Here is a 25,629-nt window from a genome sequence, read left to right as displayed (position 1 = left end):
TGACCTTCCGCCCGTTCCACGCCGAGGATCACGGCATGGAACGACTCCTCAGCCGCGCCGTCGACGGTGTCCTGCGCATGAGCGCCGAGCGCGTCCCCGACCGGATCGCCGTGCGGTACGCCGACCGGGCCTGGACGTACGCCGAGCTGGACGCGGCCGTCAGCACCGCCGCCGCCGTCCTGCGGGAGCCCCACCACGGCCTGGCCCTGCCCGAGCGCGCCCGGGTGGCGACCTACGGCCACAACTCGGACGCGTACCTCATCGCGTTCCTCGCCTGCTCCCGGGCCGACCTCGTCCACGTGCCGGTCAACCACCACCTGACCGGCGAGGACCTCTCCTACATCCTGGAGCAGTCGGACACCGCGCTCGTCCTCGCCGACCCCGCCCTCGCGGACCGCGTCCCCGACGGGTTCGCGGTCAAGGCGCTGCGGGACGCGCCCGGTTCACTGCTCGACGCGCTCGCGGCACCGGAGGAGTACGACACCGACCGCGACGCCCGCGAGTACGTCCAGCTGCTCTACACGTCGGGCACCACCGCCCTGCCCAAGGGCGCGATGATGACCCACCGGGCGCTCGTCCACGAGTACGCGAGCGCCGTCGAGGCCCTCGATCTGCGCGAGGACGACCGGCCGGTGCACGCCCTTCCGCTGTACCACTCGGCGCAGATGCACGTCTTCCTGCTGCCGTACCTCGCCGTCGGCGCCGAGAACACGATCGTCGACGGACCCGATCCGGCGGTCCTGTTCGATCTGATCGAGGCGGGCCGCGCGGACAGCCTCTTCGCCCCGCCGACCGTGTGGATCGGCCTCGCCAACCACCCGGACTTCGCGGACCGCGACCTGTCGGCGCTGCGCAAGGCGTACTACGGGGCCTCGATCATGCCCGTGCCCGTCCTGGAGCGGCTGCGCGCCCGGCTGCCGGACCTCGCCTTCTACAACTGCTTCGGCCAGTCGGAGATCGGTCCGCTCGCCACCGTCCTCGGCCCCGACGAGCACGAGGGCCGGATGGACTCCTGCGGCCGGCCCGTCCGCCATGTCGAGGCGCGGGTCGTCGACGAGGACGGCAAGGACGTCCCCGACGGCACCCCGGGCGAGATCGTCTACCGCTCTCCGCAGCTGTGCGACGGCTACTGGCGCAAGCCCGAGGAGACCCGGGCGGCCTTCCGCGGCGGCTGGTTCCGCTCGGGCGACCTCGCCGTCCGCGACGCCGAGGGCTACCTCACCATCGTCGACCGGGTGAAGGACGTCATCAACTCGGGGGGCGTCCTGGTCGCCTCCCGTCAGGTCGAGGACGCCCTCTACGGCCACCCCGGGGTCGCCGAGGTGGCCGTGATCGGCCTTCCCGACGAGCGCTGGATCGAGGCCGTCACGGCCGTCGTCGTCCCCCGCGGCGAGGTCACCGAGGCCGAACTCGTCGCCCACGCGCGCGAGGGCCTCGCCGCGTTCAAGGCGCCGAAGCGGGTCCATTTCGTGGACGCGCTTCCCCGTAACGCCAGCGGCAAGATCCTCAAGCGGGAGCTGAGGGACCGCTTCGGCGCCCGATGACACCGGCGCGCGGGGGTGTCAGCCCGCGCGTTCCTCCACGACGCAGAGGATGTTGCCCTCACTGTCCTTGAACCAGGCGCCCCGCATGGTGTCCGACTCGGCCACGCCGTCGACCGTCTTGATGCCGGGCAGGTCGTAGTCCTCGAAGGCGACACCCTTGGAGCGCAGCTCCTTCATCTCGCTGTCGAGGTCGGCGACCTTCCAGCTCGCCAGGGTGTGCCCGGCCTGGCCGCCGTAGGGCGTCTCATAGAGGCCGATCGTGGTTCCACCGCACTCGTACCGGGTGTCCTCGGCCGACTCCCTGGTGAGGGGAAGACCGAGGGTCTCGGAGTAGAAGCGCTTGGCCCGGTTCATGTCGTTGACCGGAATGATCGCGGCTATGGGGGAGTCCGACAGCATCGCAACCACCTCCTCCCCCCAGGCTACGCGCCGCGGAGGTCCACGATCCGCTTGATCTTGCCCACCGAGCGCTCCAGCGTCTCGGGGTCGACCACCTCGACCGCGACCGACACCCCGATCCCGTCCTTCACCCCCGCCGCGATCGCCCGTGCCGCCTCCGCCCGCTCCTCGCCGGTCGCCCCCGCCCGGGCCTCGGCCCGCACGGTCAGGGCGTCCAGTCGGCCCTCCCGGGTCAGCCGCAGCTGGAAGTGCGGGGCGACGGCCGGGGTGCGGAGCACGATCTCCTCGACCTGGGTGGGGAACAGGTTCACCCCGCGCAGGATGATCATGTCGTCGCTCCGCCCGGTGACCTTCTCCATCCGCCGGAACACCCGCGCGGTCCCCGGCAGCAGCCGGGTCAGATCGCGCGTCCGGTAGCGGATCACCGGCATGGCCTCCTTGGTGAGCGAGGTGAAGACCAGCTCCCCCTCCTCGCCGTCCGGCAGGACCTCGCCCGTGAACGGGTCCACGATCTCCGGGTAGAAGTGGTCCTCCCAGATGTGCAGCCCGTCCTTGGTCTCCACGCACTCCTGCGCCACGCCGGGGCCGATCACCTCCGACAGGCCGTAGATGTCGACCGCGTCGATCGCGAACCGGTCCTCGATCTCCTTGCGCATCGCCTCCGTCCACGGCTCGGCACCGAAGACGCCCACCTTCAGAGAGGTCGACCGGGGGTCCACGCCCTGGCGCTCGAACTCGTCGAGCAGCGTGAGCATGTACGACGGGGTCACCATGATGATCTCGGGCCGGAAGTCCTGGATCAGCTGCACCTGACGGGCCGTCATGCCGCCCGAGGCGGGGATGACGGTGCACCCGAGCCGCTCGGCGCCGTAGTGCGCGCCGAGCCCACCCGTGAACAGGCCGTATCCGTACGCCACATGGACCTTGTGCCCGGGGCGGGCGCCGGCGGCGCGCAGCGAGCGGGCGACCACGTCCGCCCACATGTCCAGATCCCCTTCCGTGTAGCCCACGACGGTCGGCCTGCCGGTGGTGCCGCTGGAGGCGTGGATGCGCCGGATCCGGGACTGGTCGACGGCGAACATGCCGAAGGGGTAGTGGTCGCGCAGGTCCGCCTTGGCGGTGAACGGGAAGCGGGCGAGGTCCGCGAGCGTACGGCAGTCGTCCGGGGTCACCCCGGCCGCGTCGAAGGACCGGCGGTAGAAGTCGACGTTCGCGTAGGCGTGCCGCAGGGTCGCGCGCAGCCGCTCCAGCTGCAGCGCCGCCAGCTCGTCGCGTCCCAGCAGCTCGCCGCTGTCCAGCCAGTCCGTCATGCGCCGCTCCTCCGTTGTCGTAAAACGGACTACCGATCATTCGGTAGATCGTTCCCGGCCAGTAAAACCGGCGACACCCCCGGCTTGGCAAGGGGTCGGGAGAAGTTTTCCCGGCTCGTGCGACGGCCCCCACGGCGGAGCGCGCGCCGGGCTCGCGCGGCACGCGCCCACGCGCCCGGATGTCACGCCTTGGGGTGCTTTTGCGTGCGTCCGGACGGCCAGGCCGCAGGGCGTACGGAAGGGTGGGCGCGTCATGCCCACGGTTCCCGCCCGCCCGGACGGTGAGGACCGGATCGACGACCAGGTCCGGGAGGCAGGTTCCCCCCATGCTCGACACACGCGTCCACTTCTGGGCCGTACCCGACCTCACCGGGCTGGACTTCGACCCACTGCTCGCCCGGCTCCTCCACGAGGACCCCGTCACCCGCGTCCGGCTTCCGCACGGAGACGGACACGCCTGGCTCGTCACCCGCTACGAGGACGTCAAGTTCGTCTCGGTCGACCCCCGCTTCAGCCGCCAGGCCGTCTGGGGCCGCTCCATCACCCGCGCCGCCCCCCACTTCATCCCGATGGAGGGCGCCGTCGGCTTCGCCGACCCGCCGGACCACACCCGGATGCGGCGCGTCGTCGCCCGCGCGTTCGGCGCCCGCGCGCTGGGGGCGCTGCGCGACCACGCCCAGGAGGTCATGGACCGGCTCCTCGACCGGGTCGAGGAGCACGGAGCCCCCGCCGACCTCATGGAACTCGTCAACCGGCCGTTCCCGCTCGCCATGGTCAGCGAACTCATGGGCGTGCCCGAGGCCGACCGGCCGCTCATGGCCCGCTGGTCCGACGGCATCCTCTCCGCCGGCGGCGGCCGGGAGGCCGCCGAGCAGGCGAAGGCCGACCTGGCCCACTACTTCACCGAACTGATCGGCCGCAGCCACGGCACCGGCAAGGAGACGCTCGCCGCCGTCCTCGCCGACGCCGTCGACGACGACACGCTCACCGAGCACGAGGCCGTCGGCCTCGCCGTCCTCATCCAGATCGGCGGCGCGCACGCCGTCCGCAACAACAGCGCCAACATGGTGTACGCGCTGCTCACCCACCCCGGACACCTCGCCCGGCTGCGCGCCGAACCCCACCTCGTGCCGCAGGCCGTCGACGAACTCCTCCGCTACATCCCGCACCGCAACGCGGTCGGCCTCTCCCGGATCGCCCTGGAGGACGTCGAGGTCGGCGGGGTCACCATCCCGGCCGGCGAACCGGTCTACGTCTCCTATCTGACCGCCAACCGCGACCCGGCCGTCTTCCCCGAGCCCGAACGCCTCGACTTCGACCGCGGCCACAACCCGCACGTCGCCTTCGGCCACGGCCCCCACTACTGCCCCGGCTCGGCGCTGGCCCGCATCGAGTCGGAGATCCTCGTCCAGTCCCTCTGGACCCGCTTCCCCGACCTCCGTCTCGCCGTCCCCGACGAGGAACTCCGCTGGCAGCGCGGCGCCCTCATCCGGGGCCCCGAGACCCTCCCGGTCACCTGGTGAGAGGACCCGGCACCCCGTGACGACCACAGCGATCGGACCGGGCGGCGGGCTCGTCGTGCCGCCCGGCCACGGAAAGACCCTCACCACCGCGGCCCAGCACGTCACCTTCAAGGTGACCGGCGAGCACTCCCGAACCGCCTCCACCTTCGAGGTCGTCGTGCCGCCCGGCTTCGACGTCGGCGCCCACGCCCACGGACACAGCGAGGAGCTCTTCTACGTCCTGGAGGGCGAACTCGACGTCCTCGCCTTCGAACCCCTCGTCCGCACCCGGGACAGCTGGCGGGAGTGGGAGTCCTCCTCGGGGCAGCGGGCCGTCCGCGCCACCCGGGGCACCCTCATCCTCGTCCCGCCGGGCTGCCCGCACGCCTTCGCCAACCCCACCGGCGAACCCGTCCGGATGCTGTTCCAGGCATCGCCGCCACCCGACCACGAGCGGTACTTCGAGGAACTCATGGAGATCCTCGGTTCGGGCGGCGAGGTCGACCACGCGGCGATCGAACTGCTGCGGATCCGCTACGACATCGAGCAGATCACCCCCCTCCGGCACGACGCCACCGTTCGACAGGACACGGCCCCCCTTTCATGAACCCACCCGAGAACCACGGCCCGGTCGTCCACGACTGGGCCGTGACCCCGCTCCCCGGCACGGACTTCGACCCGCTGCCGCACCGGCTGCTGCGCGAGGAGCCCGTCGCCCGCGTCCGGCTCCGTCACGGCGAGGGCCACGCCTGGCTCGTCACCCGGTACGAGGACGTCAAGCGGATCGCCTCCGACCCCCGGATGAGCCGCGCCCTGACCGTCGGCCGGCCGATCACCTCCATGACCCCGCACAACCTCGCCCCGGCCGGCGGCGTCGGCCGCGCCGACCCGCCCGACCACACCCGGCTGCGCAAGCTGATCGCCCCCACCTTCGGCCGCCGGCGGATGAGGGCCCTGCGCGAGCACACCCGGCTGCGGGCCGAGGACCTCGCCGCCCGCACCCTCGACGCCGGCCCGCCCGCCGACCTCACCACCACCTTCATCGGCCCACTCTCCGCGACCGTCGTCGCCGAACTCCTCGGCGTCCCCGCCGCCGACCTCGACCGCGTCGACCGGTGGCGCGAAGGGATCCTGTCCAGCGACACCACCGCCGCCGAGGGGGAGTCCGTCAAGAAGGAGATCGCCGGCTACTTCGCCGACCTCGCCCGGCACCGCGCCGACCACCCCGGCGACGACCTGATCAGCGAACTGGCCGCCGCCCGCGCGGACGGCGGGATCAGCACCCCGGAGCTGGTCTCGACGGCCGTCATGCTCACCCTCAACGGCCTCGACGCCGTCCGGAACATCGTCGCCACCATGCTGTACGTCCTCCTCGTCCACCCCGACCAGACGCGGAAACTCCGCGCCGAACCCGACCGCCTCCCCGGGGCCGTCGACGAACTCCTGCGGTACATCCCGCAGCGCAACGGCGTCGGCATGCCACGCGTCGCCACCGCCGACGTCGAGGTCGGCGGCGTCACCATCCGTGAGGGGGAGGCCGTCTACGTCTTCTATCCGGCGGCCAACCGGGACCCCTCCGTCTACACCGAACCCGACCGGCTCGACCTGACCCGGCGGGAGGCACCGCACCTCGCCTTCGGCCACGGCGCCCACTACTGCGCGGGCGCCCAACTCGCCCGCATGGAAGCCGAAGTGATGCTCTCCACACTGCTCCACCGCTTCCCCGGCCTCGCCACGGCGGTGCAGCCCGAGCGCATCGAGTGGCGCCGCGGAACCGTCAACCGGGGCCCGGTCTCCCTCCCCGTGACCTGGTGACCTGGTGACCTGGTGACACCCCCAGGGGGAAGAGCGTCGTGACCGTCCCCCACTGAGTCGCGAGCGCCGTCAGGGAGTCCAGTGCGCGGGGCGGTCGAAGCCCTCGGGCAGCCGGGTGGCGGCGTTCCCGCGTGCCGAGTTCAGCTGGGGCTGCGTGAGGAACAGCGCGCCCGTCAGGTCCGCGCCCGAGAGATCGGCGTCGCGCAGGTCGGCGCCGATCAGATCGGCGAGCGACAGATCGGCCCCCGTGAGGTCGGCGGCGATGAGCAGCGCCCCGCGCAGGTCCGCGCCCCGCAGCGCGGCCCCGCGCAGCCGCTTGCCGATCAGGTCCGCCCCGCGCCGGCTCTTCGGCTTCCCGCCGGCCGTGGCGCGGACCAGCTCGCTCGTCCGCAGCAGCAGCGGGTTCACCTCGGCCCGTACGGGCGCGACGTCGAGCTTCTCCAGGGCGGCGGGCGTCCCCCGGGTGAGCGCCTCGACCCGGTCGAGCGCCGCGCGCAGCTCGGAATGGAGGGGACGAGCGGTCCGTAGCGCCAGGGCCTCGGTGAGGTACCGCAGCAGCTCGTGGAGCTGGCGCACCACCGGGAACACCTCGTACATCCGCGCCGCGGTCTCCGGCGCCTCGCGCCAGGACACGCCGCCGAAGGTCACCTGGGAGACGTGCTGGCCGGCGCCGAAGCAGTCGTACACCGTGCAGCCCTGGAATCCGCTCGGCCGCAGCCGGGTGTGGATGCCGCAGCGGAAGTCCTCCTGGAGGTTCCGGCACGGCTCGCCGGACGACTTGTTCACGGCGAAGTCGGCCGACTTGGCGAAGGGCAGCGCCACACAGCACAGGCCGAAGCAGTTCGCGCAGTCGCCGCGCAGCGCGGAATCCCGGATCTCGGGCACGGGGAGACGGTTCCTTCGGGGTTCGGGGACGGTCGGCCCACCGTATCGCGCTCTCCGCGAAACCGATTGCGAAGATCATCGGGCAGCGGTGAGGATCGGCGGCATGCCCATGTTCACGACGTACGACGGCACCCGACTCTCCTACCGCACCCTCGGGGAGGGGGAGCCGCTCGTGTGCCTGGCCGGCGGGCCGATGCGCGACGCGGCGTACCTCGGTGACCTCGGCGGGCTCGCCGCCCACCGGACCCTGGTCCTGCTCGACGCGCGCGGCACCGGCGACAGCGCCGAACCCGCCGACCCCGGCACCTACCGCTGCGACCGGCAGGTCGGCGACGTCGAGGCCCTCCGCGCCCACCTCGGCCTGGAGCGGATCGACCTCCTCGGCCACTCGGCCGCCGGCAGCCTCGCCACCCTGTACGCCGCCGCCCACCCCGCGCGGATCCGCTCCCTCGTCCTGGTCACCGCCGCCGGACAGGCACTCGGCGTCGGCACCACCGACGAGGAGTGGGACGAGGCCGTCACGGTGTTCGCCGACCGGCCGTGGTACGCGGAGGCCCGAGCCGCGCTCGACACGATCGGCCCCGACACCCCGCTGTCGCGGGTCTACGACATCGTCGCCCCCTTCGCCTACGGCCGCTGGGACGCGGACGCGCGGGAGCACGCCGCCGCCGGGTCGTGGCAACTGCGCTGGGACGCGGCGACCGCCTACCACGGCGAGGGCGCCTACGACCCGGAGGAGACCCGCCGCCGGCTCACCGGCCTCACCGCGCCGGTCCTCGTCCTGGCGGGGGAGTACGACGCGGGACCGACCCCGGCCAAGGCGACCGAGGCGGCGGCCTTCTTCCCGCACGCCGAACTCGTCGTCCTGCCCGGCGCCGGCCACTTCCCCTGGGTCGACGACGCGGAGGCGTTCGTCCGCCCCGTCGCGGCCTTCCTCGACCCGGAGGTCCGCACGGTCACGGTGGACGGGGTGCGCCTCGCCCACCGGGTCAGCGGACCCGAGGACGCCCCGCCGGTCGTCCTGGTCCACGGCCGCGGCGAGAACAGCACCACCTGGGCGGAGATCGCCGCCGACCTCGCCGCCGACCACCGCGTGTACGCGCTCGACCTGCGCGGCCACGGGCTCAGCGACCGGCCGGGCCGCTACGGCTTCGACGACTTCCGCGACGAACTCGGAGGCTTCCTGCGCGCCCTCGGCCTCACCGGCGCCACCGTCGTCGCCCACTCGATGGGCGCCGGCGCCGCCCTCCTCCTCGCCCAGCGGGAGCCCGGCCTGATCGGCCGCCTCGTCCTGGAGGAACCCCCCGGCTTCGTGCCGCTCGACCCGCCCCGCCCGCCGGCCGAGCGCCCCTCCGGCCCCCTCGCCTTCGACTGGGGGATCGTCCCGGCCACCGACACCCAGCTGAACGCCCCCGACCCCCGCTGGCGCGAGGAACTGCCCGCGATCACCGCCCCCACCCTCGTCCTCGCCGGCGGTCCCTCCAGCCACGTCCCCCAGGACCACCTGTCCGGCCTCGCCGACCTCATCCCCGGCGCCCGCCTCGCCACCATCCCGGCCGGCCACCTCGTCCACACCGGCCGGCCCGGCACGTTCCTCGGCGCGATCAGGGAGTTCGGCCTCCGCTGAGCACACCGAGGGAGCGGCCCGGGCTCACCCGCCGTGCCGCTCCCGCACGGCCATGACCTCGTCACCGTGCTCGAAGGCCCAGGCGCCGAACGCGCCGATGGGGCCGAGCAACGTCCGCCCCAGGTCGGTGAGTTCGTAGGACACCCGGGGCGGCGGGCCGGGGTCGTCGCGCCGTTCCACCAGCCCGTTGAACTCCAGCCGCCGCAGCGTCTCGGTGAGGACCTTCGCGCTGATGCCGCCGATCCGCCGGCGCAGTTCGCCGTGGCGGCTCGGGCCGCCGCGCAGGGACCAGAGCACCACGGAGTTCCAGGTGTTCGCCAGCAGGTCGAAGGCGAGGCGGGCACGGCAGTCGGCCAGGTATCCGTCGGAAGTCACGTACCAGATGGTGCCCGATCGGCTGCCTAGTGTCGTCTCCGGAAGCGCTCGAACGGGCGCGGAGAGGGGACGGGACGATGAGGATCGGCCTACTGGGAACGGGGAACATGGCGGACGCCCTCGCCACCCACTGGGTGCGGGCGGGGCACGAGGTGCTCGTCGGCGGACGCGACGCGGGGAAGGCGCGACGGCTGGCGACGCGCCTCGGCCCGGGCGTGGGCCACGGGAGTCTGCGGGCCGCCGCGGGATTCGGCGACGTGGTCCTGGCCGCGCTGCCGTACGGAGCGGGCGAGGGAGTCGTCGCGGACCTCGGCACCCCGCTGGCCGGCAGCGTCCTGCTCGACTGCGCCAACCCCGTGGGGCCCGGCTTCCGGCTGCTCACGGACGGCGGTCCTTCGGCGGCCCGGCGGCTCGCCGACGCGGCGCCCGGTGCGCGGGTGGTGAAGGCGTTCAACCTCTGCCACGAGGACGTGTGGCGGATGACCCCGCCCGTCTTCGACGGGCAGCCCCTGGCGGTCCCGGTCTGCGGGGACGACGCGGAGGCGCTCGCGCTGGTCGGGGAACTGGTGCGGGACACCGGCTGCGTGCCCCTGGCCGGGGGCGGACTCGACCGGGCCGGCCTGCTGGAGGCGACCGCCGCGCTCTTCATCGGCCTGTGGGTCGGCGAGGCGGCGGACGTCCGGGCGATGGCCCCGCCGCTCGCGTACGCGGCGGGGCCCCGGCGGGACTGACCCGGGTGTCCGGTGCCGGCCGTACGGGCCGGGTCCGCGTGGTTCAGGGGGCGGTGGCCTCGGCGTCCGCCTCCACCGCGACCGCGCGGGCCCAGCGATAGTCCGCCTTGCCGCTGGGGGAGCGCTGGATGCGGTCGGCGAGGACGAGCTGGCGGGGGACCTTGTAGCCGGCGAGGCGGGAGCGGCAGTGGGTCTGGAGGGACTCCAGGTCCAGGGGCGGGGCGTCGGCGCGGAGCTGGACGACGGCGGCGACGTGGTTGCCCCAGCGGGCGTCGGGGACGCCGGCGACGAGGGCGTCGTACACGTCGGGGTGGGACTTGAGCGCCTGCTCCACCTCCTCCGGGTAGACCTTCTCCCCGCCGGTGTTGATGCACTGCGAGCCGCGCCCGAGGACGGTGACGACGCCCGCCTCGTCGACGGTCGCCATGTCGCCGAGGAGGACCCAGCGCACGCCGTCCCGTTCGAAGAACGTCTCGGCGGTCTTGGCGGGGTCGTTGTAGTAGCCGAGCGGGACGTGGCCGCGCTGGGCGAGGCGGCCGGTCGCGCCCGCCGTGACGGGGGCGAGGGTCACCGGGTCGACCACCTGGGTGCGTTCGTTGACGTGGAGCCGGAAGCCCCGGGCCGGTCCGGAGTCGTCGGTGGCGCGGCCGTTGGAACCGGACTCGGTGGAGCCGAAGTTGTTGAGCAGCAGCACGTTCGGCATGAGTTCCTGGAGCTGGGCCCGCACGGTGTCGGACATGATCGCCCCGGACGAGGACAGGCTGAACAGGGCGGACAGGTCCGTGTCCCGGAGCGGTCCGCTCAGCGCGTCCACGAGGGGCCGCAGCATCGCGTCCCCGACCAGGGAGATGCTGGAGACCTTCTCCTTCTCCAGCGTCCGCAGCACCTCCTCGGGTACGTACTTGCGGTGCAGGACGACCCGCTGGCCGTAGTCGAAGGCGATGAACGCGGTGAGGGTGGACGTGCCGTGCATCAGCGGCGGCGCGGGGAAGAAGGTGATGCCGGCGCCGCCGGCCGCGACGCGTTCGGCCAGCTCCTCGGGGCGCTTCACGGGCTCGCCCGAGGGGTCGCCGCCGAAGAGGCCGGCGAAGAACAGGTCCTCCTGGCGCCACAGGACGCCCTTGGGCATGCCGGTGGTGCCGCCCGTGTAGATGATGAAGAGGTCGTCCGCCGAGCGGGGGCCGAAGCCGCGGTCGGGCGAGCCGGCGGCCTCCGCCTCGGTGTACGCCACGCAGTCGAGCGGCGGTGCGCCCTCGGGCGGGGTCCCCACCCGCACGAGGTGCCGCAGCTTCGAGGTCTGCGGCAGCGCCGCCGCGACCCGGTCGGTGAACTCGGCGTCGAAGACGAGTGCGGCCAGGTCGGCGTCGCGGTAGAGGTAGACGAGCTCCTCCTCCACGTACCGGTAGTTGACGTTGACCGGCACGATCCTGGCCTTGAGGCAGGCGAGGACGGTCTGCAGGTACTCGACGCCGTTGTAGAGGTGGAGGCCGAGGTGTTCGCCGGGCCGCAGGCCCGCGTCGAGCAGGTGGTGGGCGATCCGGTTGGCGGCCGCGTCGAGCTCGGCGTAGGTGAGGCGGCGCTCCGCGCCCGTCCCCGGGTGGTCGACGTACACCAGCGCCTCGCGCTCGGGGACCACGTCGACCACCGATTCGAACAGGTCGGCAAGGTTGTACTCCACCGTTCCTCCTGACGCCGGCTCGCACTGGCTCACATGGACTCGGCGGTCATTAGAGCGCCGACCGCCCGACGGCGGAAGGGGGTGTGCAGAAGAATCTGACTGAGTGTCAGAAAACTATTGAACTGGACCCCCGGCTCCTGCAACCTGTTCCAGAACTGGAGACGGGAGACCCCCATGGGCGGCACCGAACATCTCAGCGTCCGGCGCGAAGGCGCCACGCTCGTCCTCACCTTGAACCGGCCCGAAGCCAAGAACGCCCTCTCGCTGCCGATGCTCGTCGGTCTCTACGACGGCTGGCTGGAGGCCGACGCCGACGACACCGTCCGCTCGGTCGTCCTCACCGGTGCCGGCGGCGCGTTCTGCGCGGGCATGGACCTCAAGGCCCTCGCCGGCGCGGGAATGGCGGGCGAGCGGTACCGCGACCGGCTGAAGGAGGACCCCGACCTGCACTGGAAGGCGATGCTCCGCCACCACCGGCCGCGCAAGCCCGTCATCGCGGCCGTCGAGGGGTACTGCGTCGCCGGCGGCACCGAGATCCTGCAGGGCACCGACATCAGGGTCGCCGCCGCCTCCGCCACCTTCGGGCTCTTCGAAGTCCGGCGCGGCCTCTTCCCGATCGGCGGCTCCACCGTCCGGCTGCCCCGCCAGATCCCCCGCACCCACGCCCTCGAAATGCTCCTCACGGGCCGCCCCTACACCGCGGAGGAGGCCGCCCGCATCGGACTCGTCGGCCGCGTCGTCCCCGACGGCACCGCCCTGGACACCGCACTCGACATCGCCGAACGCGTCAACGCGTGCGGCCCGCTGGCCGTCGAAGCCGTCAAGGCGTCCGTGTACGAGACCGCCGAGATGACCGAGACGGAAGGGCTCGCCGCCGAACTGAAGCGGGGCTGGCCCGTCTTCGACACGGCGGACGCGAAGGAGGGCGCGAAGGCGTTCGCGGAGAAGCGGGCGGCGGTGTACCGGCGGGAGTGAACCCCCGCCGCAGGAGGCCCTGCGCGACGGCGTCCCCGACCGCAGGAGGCCCTGCGCGACGGCGTCCCCGACCGCAGGAGGCCCCGCGCGACGGCGTCCCCGACCGCAGGAGGCCCCGCGCGACGGCGTCCCCGACCGCAGGAGGCCCCGCGCGACGGCGTCCCCGGCCGTAGGAGGCCCCGCGCGAGGGCGCCCCGCCGCAGGAGGCCCCCTCGGCGGCTCCCCCCCCCGCCGTATCCCCTCGTCCACCCCAACGAAGGAGCCGTCCCATGACAGCCGCCGCACCACCGCCGGAAGTCCTCCGCGCCCCCCTCGTCGTCGAGTTCCCCTTCACCCGCTCCCTCGGCCCCGTCCAGTCCGCCTTCCTCACCGGACTGCGCGAGCGGACCGTCCTCGGCGTCCGCACCGAGGCCGGACAGGTCCTCGTCCCGCCCGTCGAGTACGACCCCGCCACCGCGGCCGAACTCCGCGACCTCGTCGAGGTCGGGACCACCGGCACGGTCACCACCTGGGCCTGGAACCCGGAACCCCGCCCCGGCCAGCCGCTGGCCACCCCCTTCGCCTGGGTCCTGGTCCGCCTCGACGGCGCCGACACCGCCCTCCTGCACGCCCTGGACGCACCCGGCCCCGAGGCCGTCCGCACCGGCCTGCGGGTCCGCGTGAGATGGGCCGCCGAACGCGCCGGAGCGATCACCGACATCGCCTGCTTCGAGCCGCACGACAGCACCGCGGACCAGGAGGCCCGCGACCACGACGGGACGTTCGAGGACCCCGTCACCGGCATCGTCGCCGCCGCCCGCCTCGACTACACCTACAGCCCGGGCCGCGCCCAGACCCGCTACCTGCACGGGCTCGCCGAGCGCCGCACCGTCGGCGAACGCTGCCCGTCCTGCGCGAAGGTCTACGTGCCGCCCCGCGGCGCCTGCCCCACCTGCGGGATCGCCACCACCGACCAGGTCGAGGTCGGCCCGCGCGGCACGGTCACCACCTTCTGCATCGTCAACATCAAGGCGAGGAACCTCGACATCGAGGTCCCCTACGTCTATGCCCACATCGCCCTGGACGGCGCCGGGCTCGCCCTCCACGGCCGCATCGCGGGCATCCCCTACGACCAGGTCCGGATGGGCCTGCGCGTCGAACCCGTGTGGAGCGACGACGGCCGCTACCCCGACCACTACCGCCCCTGCGGCGAGCCGGACGCCGACTACGACACGTACAAGGAGCTGCTGTGACGCCGGACCGAGAGGTGGCCATCGTCGCCTTCGCCCAGAGCGACCATCTGCGCCGCACGGACGACCTCTCCGAGGTCGAGATGGTCATGCCCGTCCTGCACGAGGTGCTCCGCAGCACCGGGCTGAAGGCAGCCGACATCGGCTTCACCTGCTCCGGCTCCTCCGACTACCTGGCCGGACGTGCCTTCTCCTTCACCATGGCCCTCGACGGCGTCGGCGCGTGGCCGCCGATCTCCGAGTCCCACGTGGAGACCGACGGCGCCTGGGCGCTGTACGAGGCATGGGTGAAACTGCTGACGGGCGAGGCGGACACGGCGCTCGTCTACTCCTACGGCAAGTCCTCGCCCGGCTCCGTCCGCGACGTCCTCACCCGCCAGCTCGACCCGTACTACCTCGCCCCGCTCTGGCCCGACTCCGTCGCCCTCGCCGCCCTCCAGGCCCAGGCACTCGTCGACGCGGGCGCCACCGACGAACCCGCCCTCGCCGCGATCGCCACCCGCAGCCGCGAGGACGCGCGGGCGAACCCGCACGCCCAGCTGCCCGGCGCCCGCCCCCATGGCGCGTACGTCGTCCACCCCCTGCGTACCGGCGACTGCCCGCCGATCGGCGACGGCGCCGCCGCCGTGATCCTCGCCGCCGGCGACCGGGCCCGCGAACTCTGCGCCCGCCCCGCCTGGATCCGGGGCATGGACCACCGCATCGAGGCCCACTCCCTCGGCGTGCGCGACCTCACCGACTCGCCCTCCACCCGCCTCGCCGCCGAACGCGCCGGAGCCTTCGAACGGCCCGTCGACACCGCCGAACTCCACGCGCCCTTCACCTCCCAGGAAGTCGTGCTCACCCGGGCGCTCGGCCTCGACGACACCGTCCGGATCAACCCCTCCGGCGGCGCGCTCGCCGCCAACCCCGTCATGGCCACCGGGCTCGTCCGGCTCGGCGAGGCCGCCGCCCGGATCCACCGCGGGGAGTCCGACCGGGCCCTCGCCCACGCCACCTCCGGCCCCTGCCTCCAGCAGAACCTCGTCGCCGTCCTGGAAGGAGAATCCCGTGCCTAAGGAGCCCGTGGCGATCGTCGGGGTCGGCCAGACCAAACACGTCGCCGCCCGCCACGACGTGTCGATCGCCGGACTCGTCCGCGAGGCCGCCGTCCGCGCCCTGGAGGACGCCGAGCTGACCTGGGCGGACATCGACGCCGTCGTCATCGGCAAGGCCCCCGACTTCTTCGAGGGCGTGATGATGCCGGAGCTGTACCTCGCCGACGCGCTCGGCGCGGTCGGCAAGCCCATGCTCCGGGTCCACACCGCCGGCTCGGTCGGCGGCTCCACCGCCCTCGTCGCCGCCAACCTGGTCGCGGCGCGCGTCCACCGGACCGTCCTCACCCTCGCGTTCGAGAAGCAGTCCGAGTCCAACGCCATGTGGGGCCTCTCCCTGCCCGTCCCCTTCCAGCAGCCGCTGCTCGCCGGCGCCGGCGGTTTCTTCGCCCCGCACGTGCGCGCGTACATGCGCCGCACCGGCGCCCCCGACACCATCGGCTCCCTCGTCGCCTACAAGGACCGGCGCAACGCGCTGAAGAACCCGTACGCCCACCTCCACGAGCACGACCTCACCCTGGAGAAGGTGCAGTCCTCGCCGATGCTCTGGGACCCGATCCGCTACTCCGAGACCTGCCCGTCCTCCGACGGAGCCTGCGCGATGGTCCTCACCGACCGCACGGGAGCGGCCCGTTCGCCGCGCCCGCCCGCCTGGGTGCACGGCGGCGCGATGCGCAGCGAACCCACCCTCTTCGCCGGGAAGGACTTCGTCTCGCCCCGGGCCGGCCGGGACTGCGCCGCGGACGTGTACCGCCAGGCCGGCGTCACCGACCCGCGGCGGGAGATCGACGCCGTCGAGATGTACGTGCCGTTCTCCTGGTACGAGCCGATGTGGCTGGAGAACCTGGGCTTCGCCGCCGAAGGTGAGGGCTGGAAGCTCACCGAGGCCGGGGTGACCGAACTCGACGGCGACCTGCCCGTGAACCCCTCGGGCGGAGTCCTCTCCACCAACCCCATCGGGGCCTCCGGGATGATCCGCTTCGCCGAGGCCGCCCTCCAGGTACGGGGGGAGGCGGGCGAGCACCAGATCGACGGCGCGCGCCGGGCGCTCGGCCACGCCTACGGAGGAGGCGCCCAGTTCTTCTCCATGTGGCTGGTGGGGGACACCCCGCCCGCCGGCTGAGCCCCGGGGGCCGGCCGCGCCTACCCTGGCGCGTATGAACGCGGAACGTGATCTGACCCGGCTCCTCGCCGGAATGCGGCCGGAACTCGACCCCGGCCGGTACGTCTTCACCACGGTGGACGGCCCCGCCCCGGACGGGGTCGCCCCGGTGGTCACCGTCGCCGAGTCCGAGGGCCTCACCCTCGTCCTGCGGCAGGAGGAGGCGGACGCCGCCGGACTCGCGTACGACTACGTGGCGAGCCGGATCACCCTGCGGATCCACTCCGCGCTCGACGCCGTCGGACTGACGGCAGCCGTCGCGGGCGAGCTCGCCGCGGCGGGCATGAGCTGCAACGTGGTGGCCGGATTCCACCACGACCACCTCTTCGTCGAACATGCCAGAGCCGAGGAGGCGTTGGCCGCCCTCGACCGCCTCGCCGAGCGATCGGGAAGCTTGCCCGATTGACCGTTGCATACGGTGCCAACCGGCGTACGCTGGGGCTTTCGCGGGGCCTCCCGCCTGGCGCCGCCCCTCGTGCGCCGGGCGCGCGCCCCCGGTGTGGGGGTGGAACGTGGCACGACAGGGAGGCCGGCCGGCCCGGCAGGGATTCGGCCTCTTCGAACGCGAGGCGGCGCTCACGGCGGCCGAGGACGCGCTGGACCTGCTGACCGGCCTGGCCGAGGACCCGCCCTGGCCCGACCGCTTCCCCCTCCCCGCGCCCCGCGGAGCCCGGGGGCCCCACCTCGTCGCGGTCCCCGACAGCCCCGCCGCCGCCCACGGCGACCGGCCCGGCGGCGCCCCGCCGGAAGCACGCCGCCCCCCGGACGCCCCCTTCCCGGGCACGGGCGACGGGCGCCCGGACGCGACCGGCCCGGCGGACCCCGTCCACCACCCCGCCGACCTGACGCCCGACCGGCCGCGCACCGCCCGGCGCGGCGGCATCCTGGCCTACGCCGCGCCCGCCGGGCTCGGCAAGACCACGCTGCTGGCCGAGATCCGGCGCCGCGCGGCGGCCCGGGGCTGCACCGTGCTCTCCGCGCGCGGCGGCGACCAGGAACAGCGGGTGGCCTTCCACGTCGCCCGGCAGCTCCTCCAGCCGCAGCTGGCCCACGCCACCGACAGCGAACTGCGCGAACGGCTGGGCTCCTGGTACGACATCGTCGGCCCCGCCCTCGGGCTGCGCGCCGCCGGCGAGGGCTCGCCGCCGGACCCGCAGGGACTGCGCGACGGTCTCGACTGGGTCCTCACCCACCTCGCCGTCCGGCGCGCCCCGCTGGTCGTGGTCCTCGACGACGTCCACTGGGCCGACCCCGAGTCCCTCGGCTGGCTCGCCGCCTTCGCGCCGCGCGCCGAGGAACTCCCCATGCTGCTCGTCGTCGCCTACCGCCCCGACGAACTCCCGGACGAGGGAGCGGAGTTCACCGGACACCGGTCGGGCCGCCGACCCCTGGGCCTGGCCCCGCTCACCTCCGACGCCATCGCGAGCCTCGTCCGCGACCGCGTCGGCGCCCACGCCGACGACACCTTCTGCCGCGAGTGCTGGACGGTCACCTCCGGCAACCCCTTCGAGGCCGTCGAACTCGCCGCCAAGGTCCGCGACCGCGGCCTGGAGCCCACCGCGGGCGAAGCCCACGAACTCCGCGACCTCGCCGCCGCCCTCAAGGGCAGCGGCCTCGTCACCCGCCTCGAACGCCTCGGCACCGCCACCGTGCGCCTCGCCTGGGCCTGCGCCGTCCTCGGCACCGAGATCTCCCCGCAGCTCGCCGGGGCCGTCGCCGGCCTGGGCGGCGAGGCGGTCGCCGACTGCGCCGGCCGGCTGCGCGAGGCCCGCGTCCTCGCCGAGGCCGACAGCCCCGACGACCCCCTCGAATTCGTCCACCCCCTCATCGCCACCACCGTCTACCGGTCCATCCCCGCCGCCACCCGGGTCGCCCTGCACGGCCAGGCCGCCTGGTGCGTCGTCGACGCCGGACTCGGCCCCACCGCCGCCGCCCGCCACCTCCTGGAGACCCATCCGGAAGGCGACCCGTGGGTCGTCGGCCGGCTGCGCGCCGCGGCCGGCGAGAACCTCCGGGCCGGCGCGCCCGACGCGGCCCGCCGCTTCCTCGCCCGCGCCCTGCGCGAGCCCCCCGCCCACGACGACCGGGCCGCCGTCCTCTTCGAACTCGGCTGCTCCTCGCTCCTCACCGAGCCCGCGACCACCGTCAACCACCTGCGGGCGGCCCTGGAGGAGCCCGTCTCCGACCCCGAGCTCCGGCACGGCATCGTCTACCGCCTCTCCCAGGTCCTCGCCCACAGCGACCGCCTCGTCGAGGCGTCCGAGCTGCTCGGCCGCGAGGCCCGGCAGACGACCGACGCCCGCAGCCGGCTGCGGATGCAGGCCGAGAAGTTCATGTGGGACGCCTTCCGCGCCGACGAACCCGAGTCGCCGGCCCGCTCCCGCCGCCTCACCGCCCTCGCCGACCGGCTCACCGGCCGCGACCTCACCGAGCGGTACATCATCGGCCTGCGCGCCTGGGACGCCACCCTGCGCGCGGAACCCTCCGCCGTCGCCCTCGCACACGCCGAGCGGGCCCTCGAAGGCGGCCTCAGCTGGGCCGACGAGAGCCGTGGCTTCGAGGTCCCGGTCCTCACCGCCCTCACCTTCCTCTACGCCGACCGCCCCGGCCGCGCCGAGGAACTCTTCGCGGCCGGCACCGCCGAGTTCGAGCGCCAGGGCTGGCGCGGGGCGCACCTCTCCTTCGCGTACACCCTCCTCGGCTACATCCGCTACCGGCGCGGCCGGCTCGTCGAGGCCGAGGACTTCGTCCGGGCCGGACTGCGCCTGGCCGAACGCGTCGGACCGCGCACCCCCGCCCAGTGGTACGCGGTCGGCGTCATGATCGAGGTACTGCTCGCCCGCGGCCGCGTCGAGGAGGCCGCCCGGATCGCCGACGCGCACGACTTCGGCGAGCCCTTCCCCGCCGCCGTCACCTTCCCCGACTCCCAGACCGTCCACGCCGAGCTGCTCCTCGCCCGGGGACGCACCGAGGAGGCCGCCGCCGAGCTGGCCGCCGTCGGCCGCCGCCTCGACCCGCGCGGCATGCGCAACCCGGCCTGGTGCCCCTGGCAGCTCCACCTGGCCGTCGCCGAGGCCGCCACCACCCCCGGCCCGGCCCTGCGGACGGCCGAGGACGCCGTCGCCCGGGCCCGCCAGTACGGCGCGCCCTCCGCGATCGGCTCCGCGCTCCGGGTGACCGCCGAGGTCTCCGAGCCCTCCGCGCGCGTGAAGCTCCTGGAGGAGTCCGTCGACTGGCTCGACCAGTCGCCCGCCGCGTACGAGCTGGCCCGCTCCGTCGTCGCGCTCGGCGCCGCCCTGCGCCGCACCGAACGCGCCGGGGAGGCCGCCGAGCACCTCTACCGCGGCCTGGAGGCCGCCCAGGACTGCGGGGCCGACGGCCTCGTCGAGGAGGCGCGGGCCGAGCTCGCCGCGGCCGGTCTCCGCCCGCGCCCGCTGCATCCGGCCGGCACCGACACGCTCACCGCCCGTGAGCGCGCCGCCGCCGAGCTCACCGTCCGCGACCGGGACGCGGCCGCCGTCCTCGGGGTCGACGCGGCCGCCCTCGGCCGCCTCCTGTCGGCCGTCTACCGCAAGCTCGGCACCGACCGCACCGGCCTCGCCCAGGCCCTGCGGAACACCGACCGGGAGTCCCAGGACCCCGGCGGGGAAGGCTGACCGCACACGTCCGCCCGGCGCGTCGCATCGCGCGCCGGGACACGTACCATGGCCGTATGTCCTTCCTCCGCCGCCGCAGCGCCGCCACACCCGCGGGCCCGGACTTCGATGTCCTGGCCATGGACCCGGGAGACTGGCCCGGCAATCTCGGCGCCGGCCTGCTGCCCGCCCCCGACGGCTCCTGCCAGGGCGTGTTCCTCCGGTACGACCTGTTCGGCGGCCGCGGCCCCGCGATGATCATCGGGAACCTGCCCGAGGGCTCGCCGGCGCGCGAGCTCGCCGACGGGCAGATCCCCTTCGAGGTCGCCCAGCTCCTCGCGGCGCTGGAGAACGACGAGCCGGTCGACGTGCTCGACGCCGAGGACATGCCCGTGATGCAGGGCGACAACCTGCTGATCGTGCGTCGCCTCAAGCTCTCCGAGAGCCGCATCTCCTGCGTCCAGTTCGACCGCAGCGACAACGTCCTGGTGACGATCGCCAGTTGGGACCGGCCGATCACCGACGACCTCTACGCGCTGCTGAAGCCGCTGCCCGCCGAGCTGTTCCAGCAGGGCTGACGGGGGGCGGGGGCCGATGAGCGCACGCGTCGACAGCTGGATCTGGGCGGTCCGCCTGACCAAGACCCGCTCGCAGGCCGCCGCGGCCTGTCGGGCCGGGCACGTCAAGGTCAACGGCGAACGCGCCAAGCCCGCCCAGCCGGTGAAGCCCGGCGACGAGGTCCGGCTCTTCCACGGCGGACGGGAACGGATCGTCGAGGTCAAGGAGCTCCACACCAAGCGGATCGGCCCGCCGGTCGCCGCCGAGGCGTACGTCGACAACAGCCCGCCCCCGCCGCCGCGCGAGCACGTCGCCGTGGCCGCCGTCCGTGACCGGGGGACCGGCCGCCCCACCAAGCGCGACCGCCGCGAGCTCGACGACTTGCGCGGCCGACGCCCCTGACCGTCGTCCGCACCACGGCCCCGGGAGTCCTCCCGGGGCCGTCGCCGTACGTCAGCGCGCGACCGACCCGAGCAGCTCCGACACCCGCGCCGCCGAGGTGCCCAGACCGGTCGGCCCCTGCCGCAGAAGCGCCGTGCCGCTGCCCGCGTGCACGTCCTCCGCACCGTAACGCCGCACGTTCCGGTGCCAGTTGAGGATGCCCGCGAGCCAGTCCTCCAGCTCGCGCAGATACGCCTCGAAGGCCGACCGGCCCGCCGCGTCGAGCGCGAAGTGCTCGTACAGCAGCGGCACTTCGCGCTGCTTCAGGTGCTCGAACTGGCGCAGCCGCCCCCGCATGAGGTCGTCGACCATCGCCACCGCCGTCGGATAGTCGCAGTCGAAGAACGTCTGGAGCACCAGGACGCCGTTGTGCACCTCGCCCTCGACCTCGATCTCCTTCTGGTACGAGAAGAGGTCGTTGAGCAGCGTCGCGTAGTCCATCACCGCGTGTTCGAGGGCCTGGACGGTGCCCGAGCGGTAGAGCTCCGGCGGCAGCACCTCGGTGTGCCGCAGCCGGCACATCAGCGTGGTCAGCTCCGAACCGAAGGTGCTCCGCCGCATCTCGATGTAGTCGACGGGGTCGGGCACCCGGTGCTGGGCCTGGTTGTGCAGCTCCCACAGCCAGCTGTCCAGCATGAGGTCGAGCGCGGTCCGCAGCTGGGCGCGGGCCTCCGGGCCCATCGGACCCGCGGTCCGCGCCCACAGGTCGGCGAGCGAGCGCTCCAGCGGGTTCCCGGCGAGCGCCGCCCCCGACGCCGGATCGTCCTGCGGCATGCAGGACTTGAACCGTGCGGTCTGCTCCTTCGCCCCGAGGAGGTTGCGCGACCGCCCGAAGACGGACGGGTAGTAGTCGTCCGCGTACGTCCCCCAGGTCAGCCACTCGGCGCTGAGCACCAGCTCCTCGAGGGTGGCGTCCGGGTCGAGCCCGGCCGAGCACAGCGCCAGGTCGAAGCCCTCCGCCATCGGCCGGTCCCAGAGGTCGTCCAGGAGCCCCATCGACTCGGCCCAGTCCAGCGAGAGCCGGCGCGCCTCGGCGTGGTGGGGGCTGACGGCCAGCGGGTACGGCAGGTCGAACTCCGGCAGCAGCGAGGGGCCGACGCGCTGGTGCGGCACATGCGTGAGCGACCGCAGCCGGGACGCGGCCGGCCGCCCGAAGAGGGTCCGGATGTCCAGCGCGGACGTGCCGAGGACCCCGTCGAGCCGCGAAGGCCCGGCGACCATGCCCTCGTTCATGTAGCGGCTGGAGCGCATGTGCCACTCGTGGCCGCCGGACTGCCAGTCCTGGAGCCCCTTCGCGTACGCCGCCACGGCCGCGCACTCGGCCGCGTCCAGGCCCTTCTCGGCGGCGAGTCGGGGCACCTCGGTCAGGGCGGTGTTCTCGAACTGCTGGAGCCGCGAGGTCAGCAGGTCGTTGACGGCGTTCGCCGCCTCCTGCGTGGTGCAGCCGAGGAACCGCTCCAGGACCAGGACGCCGTTGCTGTTCTCGCCCTCGTCCTCGACCTCGCGCTGGTACGAGAAGAGGTCGTTGCGCAGGTGGACGGCGTCCGAGAAGGCATCCCTGAGCACGCGCAACGGCCGGGAGTACGCCACCCGGGCGGGGACCTCGGCCCCGGCCGCGTACTCGACGAGACCGGCCGACCAGGGCGCGCCGCCCACCTTGCGGCGCATCTCGATGTACTCGACGGGGTTGGCGATCCTTCCGTCGTTGATGTTGTCGAGCTCCCAGAGGGACTCGTAGAGCAGGTGCTCCGTCGCCTCGGCGAAGCGCACGCGCCACCCCTCGGACATCGACGGGACGGTCCGCCGCCAGAGGTCCGCGAGGCCCGCCTCGACGGGGTTGGTCGGCTCGGGCATGCCGGTCGCCGGGTCCGCCGGCATGAACAGGGGCAGCCGGTCCAGGTACGCCTTGCCGCCGGCCCGGTCCTGGGTGCGCTTGAAGATCTCCAGGAAGTGGTCGTCGAAGAAGAAGACCCAGGTGTACCAGTCGGTCACCAGGTCGAGTGCCTCCCCGTCGCAGTCGGGGTGGGTGTACGAGCAGAGCAGCGCGTAGTCGTGGGAGGTGAGGTCGTGCTCCTCCCAGACTCCCGAGCCCTCCAGCATCCCCATCGCGCGCGCCCAGTCACGCGTGTGCGTGCGGGCGGCCTCCACATGGGGATTGAGCCGCGCCGGATACGGAACATAGAAGTCCGGCATAACGAAGGGCTGAGGCATGTGCTGGGGGGCCTTCCGGTGAGCAGCGGCTGTGTGCGGGCCCAGCCTTACCCGTGGCCCGTACGGCGCACGCGATCTCCCTAATAGTCGTATGAACGCCGAAGGGGTGGCGCCGGATCGTTCCTCCGGCACCACCCCGTAGCTTTCGGCCAGACCTCCGTCAGCTCTGGGAAACCCGCACGTCAGCGGCCTTCACAAAGGCGACCCGATGGCCGAACTGGATCTCGTAGTACTCCTCCTGGCCCTGGACCACCGTGTGCCCCGTCGGGTCGAACACCGGCGCGAAGTAGTACTCGCCCGGAGTGCGGTCGCCCACCACGTACCGCTGGCCGGCGAGCAGCTTGTACGGCAGCGGCGACACCGACTGCACCGGCACGCCCACCGGATACGCCGACGCCTCGGGATAGGCCCGTCCGTACACCGGCACCTCCGCCAGCCCCTCACGAGGAGTCAGGACGAGCCCCCGCGCGTTCACCGCCGTCGGCTCGGCCTTCGGGTTGGCGAACCACGCCTTCTGGCCGAGATACCAGATCGCCGTCCAGTCGCCCTGCCGCTCCGCCACCGCGAAGCTCTGCCCCGTCGAGGCCCGCGCCCCGGTGTCGTTGACCCCGGTGGTCGAATCCTGCCCGCCCGGCCGCAGGCCGATGTCCTTCACCAGGGGCGCGTCGGCGCTCGGTGCGGTGTGCAGTCGCACCGCACCGCTCCCGTGCGGCGCACACGCCTCGCCCGCCGTCGCACAGCCCGTGTAGACCGGCCGGTGGGTGCCGTACTCGGGCCGGATCGTCACCACGCCCGCGCGCGGGCCCGCGCTCGGCGTGATCGGCCGGCCGAGCAGCTTGAAGTAGTGCGCCCAGTCCCAGTACGGCCCCGGGTCCGTGTGCATGCCCTTGATCGTCGACGTCACCGTCCCCGGCACGGTGTCGTGCCCGAGGACGTGCTGCCGGTCCAGGGGGATGTCGTACCGGTCGGCGAGGTACCGCACCAGGCGCGCCGACGTCCGGTACATCGCCTCCGTGTACCAGGAGTCCGGCGAGGTCAGGAAGCCCTCGTGCTCAAGACCCACGGACTTGGCGTTCACGAACCAGTTGCCCGCGTGCCAGCCGACGTCCTTCAGCGGCAGGTGCTGGGCGATGTGCCCGTCGGAGGAGCGCAGCGAGTACTGCCAGGACACGTACGTCGGATCCTGCACCAGCTTCAGGGTCACGTCCCACGTGGCCTCGGTGTCGTGGATCACGATGTAGTCGATCGACTGCGACGCCGGCCGGTTCGCCTTGTCGTGGTTCCCGTAGTCGCCGTCGCCGAACTCCTCGTACGGCGCGGGGATCCACTCGCAGGCCACCGACCGCGGGCACTCCACCGGACCGCCGGCCGGCCGCCGCAGCCCGAGCGCGGTCAGCTGCTCCGTGGCGGGCGCCACCTGGGGAGCGGCGGGAAGCGTCACCAGCTGACCGCTGTCCGTCGTCCGCGACTCGCCGGTCCGGATCACGTCGAACACGTCGTTCGCGTACGTCGCCGCCGTCGCCGAGTCGTCGGCACCGGAGTACGCCGCCACCGCCCCGTACCAGTCGGCCGGGTCGGCGCCGGCCGGAAGCCCGGACTCCCGCTGGGCCGCGGCGAGCAGCGCCGCCCCGCCCTCGATGTTGGCGGCCGGGTCGGTACGCAGTTCCTCGGCGGGGATCCCGGACAGCGCCGAGGCCCGCTCCAGGGTCCGCAGCCGGCCGGGCAGCTGCTCCGGGGACGGGATCTCCGCACCGGCCCCCGTGCGCGGCGCCCGCGAGGCGTCCCCCCGGGCGTCCTCCTCACTCCCGGAGTGGTGCGGGGCGGCCTCGGCGAGCGCCGTCACGGCGTCCGTCAGGTGCATCGGCCCGTAGCCCCCGGTCACGCTCGGCGCGCCGCCGTGCGCGTCCCACCGCGACTGGAGGTACGAGACGGCGAGCAGCACGCTCTCCGGCACGCCGTGGCGTGCGGCCGCCCGCGCGAACTGCCCCTGGAGGGCACCCGCCTCGGGTACGTCGGCGCCCGCGGGCGGAGCGGCGGACAGCAGGGGGAGCAGCAGGGCGGCGGACGCCACGGCGCCCACCGCCCTCGGCACCCGGTTCGGTGACATACGTCTGCGGGACGCGGAACGGAGCAAGGCAGCCTCCAGGGGCGGGGGTGGCGCGGGGGCGTGCGGGACCGAACCCGTACAGGGGTATCGGGTCCCGGACGATCCGTCAATCACGCCTGCACACACGGAAGTTCCCACGTCAGGGCGGGAATGGAGGCCAGGTGGCGGAGTTTCGCGGAGATGGGTCCCGGGCCTGGGGCGCGTCAGTGGAGTGGACCAATGACCGCAGCGCCGAGGCGCTCCGGAGGCGGACGAGCCGGTGCGGCCCGGGCCCCGGGGGGCGGGCGCCGGGGGCGGCGCCCCCCCCCGGGCCCCACGGGACGGGCCCCCCGCCGCGGGAGAAGATTAAAA

The 25,629-nt window shown here is 73.8% G+C and carries 21 protein-coding genes; 14 read left to right on the top strand and 7 right to left on the bottom strand.

Translation table 11 applies throughout. From position 1 onward, the window contains the following. Positions 1-35: 35 nt before the first annotated feature. A complete protein-coding gene (locus tag ACFVZH_RS17790) occupies positions 36-1,544 on the top strand; it encodes a fatty acyl-CoA synthetase (protein ID WP_384898260.1) in 1,509 nt (502 codons plus the stop codon). Positions 1,545-1,562: 18 nt separating this feature from the next. On the opposite strand, the gene ACFVZH_RS17785 is transcribed toward ACFVZH_RS17790, so the two are convergent. After that, positions 1,563-1,943 carry a VOC family protein gene (locus tag ACFVZH_RS17785; protein WP_384898258.1) on the bottom strand — a complete coding sequence of 127 codons (381 nt, stop codon included), beginning with the start codon at positions 1,941-1,943 and terminating at the stop codon, positions 1,563-1,565. 23 nt (positions 1,944-1,966) lie between these two features. Next, positions 1,967-3,253 (bottom strand): phenylacetate--CoA ligase PaaK, encoded by a 1,287-nt coding sequence (gene paaK / locus ACFVZH_RS17780; protein WP_384898256.1) that lies wholly within the window; start codon positions 3,251-3,253, stop codon positions 1,967-1,969. 326 nt (positions 3,254-3,579) lie between these two features. Between paaK and ACFVZH_RS17775 the strand changes: the two genes are divergently transcribed. From ACFVZH_RS17775 to ACFVZH_RS17765, 3 genes are read left to right on the top strand one after another with little or no spacing between them, the layout of a single operon-like run. After that, positions 3,580-4,776 carry a cytochrome P450 gene (locus ACFVZH_RS17775; protein WP_384898255.1) on the top strand — a complete coding sequence of 399 codons (1,197 nt, stop codon included), beginning with the start codon at positions 3,580-3,582 and terminating at the stop codon, positions 4,774-4,776. 16 nt (positions 4,777-4,792) lie between these two features. Continuing rightward, the gene (locus ACFVZH_RS17770; RefSeq protein WP_384898254.1) at positions 4,793-5,362 is read left to right on the top strand and encodes a cupin domain-containing protein; all 570 of its coding nucleotides are present in this window, start codon (positions 4,793-4,795) and stop codon (positions 5,360-5,362) included. Beyond that, positions 5,359-6,570: a cytochrome P450 gene (locus ACFVZH_RS17765; RefSeq protein ID WP_384898252.1), complete on the top strand. Its 1,212-nt coding sequence runs from the start codon at positions 5,359-5,361 to the stop codon at positions 6,568-6,570. The genes ACFVZH_RS17770 and ACFVZH_RS17765 overlap by 4 nt, the downstream gene beginning before the upstream one ends. Positions 6,571-6,639: 69 nt before the next feature. On the opposite strand, the gene ACFVZH_RS17760 is transcribed toward ACFVZH_RS17765, so the two are convergent. Further along, positions 6,640-7,455, bottom strand: coding sequence for a pentapeptide repeat-containing protein (locus ACFVZH_RS17760; RefSeq protein WP_384898249.1), 816 nt, complete (start codon positions 7,453-7,455; stop codon positions 6,640-6,642). Positions 7,456-7,558: 103 nt separating this feature from the next. Between ACFVZH_RS17760 and ACFVZH_RS17755 the strand changes: the two genes are divergently transcribed. Beyond that, the gene (locus ACFVZH_RS17755) at positions 7,559-9,082 is read left to right on the top strand and encodes an alpha/beta fold hydrolase (RefSeq protein WP_384898247.1); all 1,524 of its coding nucleotides are present in this window, start codon (positions 7,559-7,561) and stop codon (positions 9,080-9,082) included. A gap of 24 nt (positions 9,083-9,106) precedes the next feature. Here ACFVZH_RS17755 and ACFVZH_RS17750 read toward each other — a convergent pair whose 3' ends face one another. After that, positions 9,107-9,457, bottom strand: coding sequence for a winged helix-turn-helix transcriptional regulator (locus tag ACFVZH_RS17750; protein ID WP_384898245.1), 351 nt, complete (start codon positions 9,455-9,457; stop codon positions 9,107-9,109). A 77-nt stretch (positions 9,458-9,534) separates the two neighbouring features. Between ACFVZH_RS17750 and ACFVZH_RS17745 the strand changes: the two genes are divergently transcribed. Continuing rightward, on the top strand, positions 9,535-10,188 hold the full coding sequence (locus tag ACFVZH_RS17745; RefSeq protein ID WP_384898243.1) for an NADPH-dependent F420 reductase: 654 nt from the start codon (positions 9,535-9,537) through the stop codon (positions 10,186-10,188). A 43-nt stretch (positions 10,189-10,231) separates the two neighbouring features. On the opposite strand, the gene ACFVZH_RS17740 is transcribed toward ACFVZH_RS17745, so the two are convergent. Next, a complete protein-coding gene (locus ACFVZH_RS17740; protein WP_384898241.1) occupies positions 10,232-11,866 on the bottom strand; it encodes an acyl-CoA synthetase in 1,635 nt (544 codons plus the stop codon). A gap of 174 nt (positions 11,867-12,040) precedes the next feature. Between ACFVZH_RS17740 and ACFVZH_RS17735 the strand changes: the two genes are divergently transcribed. The 8 genes from ACFVZH_RS17735 (at position 12,041) to ACFVZH_RS17700 (ending at position 20,921) form a co-directional block, all read left to right on the top strand. Next, positions 12,041-12,841, top strand: coding sequence for a crotonase/enoyl-CoA hydratase family protein (locus ACFVZH_RS17735; protein ID WP_384898239.1), 801 nt, complete (start codon positions 12,041-12,043; stop codon positions 12,839-12,841). A 269-nt stretch (positions 12,842-13,110) separates the two neighbouring features. Beyond that, on the top strand, positions 13,111-14,073 hold the full coding sequence (locus ACFVZH_RS17730) for an OB-fold domain-containing protein (RefSeq protein ID WP_384898237.1): 963 nt from the start codon (positions 13,111-13,113) through the stop codon (positions 14,071-14,073). Beyond that, complete coding sequence (locus ACFVZH_RS17725) at positions 14,070-15,128, top strand: thiolase domain-containing protein (RefSeq protein ID WP_384898235.1); 1,059 nt, start codon at positions 14,070-14,072, stop codon at positions 15,126-15,128. The genes ACFVZH_RS17730 and ACFVZH_RS17725 overlap by 4 nt, the downstream gene beginning before the upstream one ends. Next, on the top strand, positions 15,121-16,287 hold the full coding sequence (locus tag ACFVZH_RS17720; protein ID WP_384898233.1) for a thiolase domain-containing protein: 1,167 nt from the start codon (positions 15,121-15,123) through the stop codon (positions 16,285-16,287). Before ACFVZH_RS17725 ends, ACFVZH_RS17720 begins: the two co-directional genes overlap by 8 nt. A 34-nt stretch (positions 16,288-16,321) precedes the next feature. Further along, a complete protein-coding gene (locus ACFVZH_RS17715; RefSeq protein WP_384898231.1) occupies positions 16,322-16,732 on the top strand; it encodes an ACT domain-containing protein in 411 nt (136 codons plus the stop codon). Between the two features lie 436 nt (positions 16,733-17,168). Next, a complete protein-coding gene (locus ACFVZH_RS17710; protein WP_384898353.1) occupies positions 17,169-19,982 on the top strand; it encodes an ATP-binding protein in 2,814 nt (937 codons plus the stop codon). Positions 19,983-20,038: 56 nt separating this feature from the next. Beyond that, positions 20,039-20,539, top strand: coding sequence for a hypothetical protein (locus tag ACFVZH_RS17705; protein WP_384898229.1), 501 nt, complete (start codon positions 20,039-20,041; stop codon positions 20,537-20,539). Between the two features lie 16 nt (positions 20,540-20,555). Further along, entirely contained in the window at positions 20,556-20,921 is a 366-nt protein-coding gene (locus ACFVZH_RS17700) for an RNA-binding S4 domain-containing protein (protein WP_384898227.1), read from the top strand. Positions 20,922-20,972: 51 nt separating this feature from the next. Here the strand turns inward: ACFVZH_RS17700 and ACFVZH_RS17695 are convergent, their stop codons facing one another. Both ACFVZH_RS17695 and ACFVZH_RS17690 read right to left on the bottom strand, forming a co-directional pair. Further along, positions 20,973-23,171, bottom strand: a complete 2,199-nt coding sequence (locus ACFVZH_RS17695; RefSeq protein ID WP_384898225.1) for a germacradienol/geosmin synthase — start codon at positions 23,169-23,171, stop codon at positions 20,973-20,975. Between the two features lie 160 nt (positions 23,172-23,331). Next, positions 23,332-25,278, bottom strand: coding sequence for an N-acetylmuramoyl-L-alanine amidase (locus ACFVZH_RS17690; RefSeq protein WP_384898223.1), 1,947 nt, complete (start codon positions 25,276-25,278; stop codon positions 23,332-23,334). Positions 25,279-25,629 lie beyond the last annotated feature (351 nt).

Origin of the sequence: Streptomyces sp. NPDC059534, assembly GCF_042743475.1 — a bacterium.
GTDB lineage: Bacteria > Actinomycetota > Actinomycetes > Streptomycetales > Streptomycetaceae > Streptomyces.
Note: the sequence above shows the minus strand (reverse complement) of the source record. Positions and strands in the feature narration are given on the sequence as shown.

What these genes read in the sequence shown, in the direction of transcription:
- ACFVZH_RS17775 (WP_384898255.1), top strand. Translation starts at nt 3,580, where the DNA reads ATGCTCGACACACGCGTCCACTTCTGGGCCGTACCCGACCTCACCGGG.
- ACFVZH_RS17715 (WP_384898231.1), top strand. Translation starts at nt 16,322, where the DNA reads ATGAACGCGGAACGTGATCTGACCCGGCTCCTCGCCGGAATGCGGCCG.
- ACFVZH_RS17700 (WP_384898227.1), top strand. Translation starts at nt 20,556, where the DNA reads ATGAGCGCACGCGTCGACAGCTGGATCTGGGCGGTCCGCCTGACCAAG.
- ACFVZH_RS17765 (WP_384898252.1), top strand. Translation starts at nt 5,359, where the DNA reads ATGAACCCACCCGAGAACCACGGCCCGGTCGTCCACGACTGGGCCGTG.
- ACFVZH_RS17755 (WP_384898247.1), top strand. Translation starts at nt 7,559, where the DNA reads ATGCCCATGTTCACGACGTACGACGGCACCCGACTCTCCTACCGCACC.
- ACFVZH_RS17745 (WP_384898243.1), top strand. Translation starts at nt 9,535, where the DNA reads ATGAGGATCGGCCTACTGGGAACGGGGAACATGGCGGACGCCCTCGCC.
- ACFVZH_RS17790 (WP_384898260.1), top strand. Translation starts at nt 36, where the DNA reads ATGGAACGACTCCTCAGCCGCGCCGTCGACGGTGTCCTGCGCATGAGC.
- ACFVZH_RS17735 (WP_384898239.1), top strand. Translation starts at nt 12,041, where the DNA reads ATGGGCGGCACCGAACATCTCAGCGTCCGGCGCGAAGGCGCCACGCTC.
- ACFVZH_RS17785 (WP_384898258.1), bottom strand. Translation starts at nt 1,943, where the DNA reads ATGCTGTCGGACTCCCCCATAGCCGCGATCATTCCGGTCAACGACATG.
- ACFVZH_RS17705 (WP_384898229.1), top strand. Translation starts at nt 20,039, where the DNA reads ATGTCCTTCCTCCGCCGCCGCAGCGCCGCCACACCCGCGGGCCCGGAC.
- ACFVZH_RS17695 (WP_384898225.1), bottom strand. Translation starts at nt 23,171, where the DNA reads ATGCCTCAGCCCTTCGTTATGCCGGACTTCTATGTTCCGTATCCGGCG.
- ACFVZH_RS17690 (WP_384898223.1), bottom strand. Translation starts at nt 25,278, where the DNA reads ATGTCACCGAACCGGGTGCCGAGGGCGGTGGGCGCCGTGGCGTCCGCC.
- paaK (WP_384898256.1), bottom strand. Translation starts at nt 3,253, where the DNA reads ATGACGGACTGGCTGGACAGCGGCGAGCTGCTGGGACGCGACGAGCTG.
- ACFVZH_RS17730 (WP_384898237.1), top strand. Translation starts at nt 13,111, where the DNA reads ATGACAGCCGCCGCACCACCGCCGGAAGTCCTCCGCGCCCCCCTCGTC.